Source organism: Phytoactinopolyspora endophytica (genome assembly GCF_004138495.1).
Classification (GTDB): Bacteria; Actinomycetota; Actinomycetes; order Jiangellales; family Jiangellaceae; genus Phytoactinopolyspora; species Phytoactinopolyspora endophytica.
The window spans coordinates 46,220-46,493 of record NZ_ML142872.1; the positions used below are offsets into that span (position 1 = coordinate 46,220).

Genomic DNA, 274 nt, shown 5'->3' on the forward strand with positions numbered 1-274 from the left:
GCCCCTTAGCCGGGCCGGCAGTGATGGCCGCACGCCCCGCGTGGTCAGGGCGCGCAGAACCCCGGCGTACTGCCGGCCGCGATGCAGCTGAGCCTGCCAGTCCGTTCCGGTGACCCGGTGATGGAGGTCGACGTCGACCTCGAGGACCCGGTATCCCTGACGGAGAAGATCGATGGTCATGCCGGTCTCAACTCCCCAGCCGGGAGCGAGCGGCAGGGCGGCCGTGAAGGCTGCTCTGGTGAGGCACCGCTGACCGGACAACGGCTGCCGGGGC

General features: G+C 71.2%; 1 pseudogene. It reads right to left on the bottom strand.

The features are described from left to right. Positions 1 to 274 (bottom strand): annotated as a pseudogene (locus ELR45_RS39750) (glycosyltransferase family 2 protein); the annotation flags it as partial.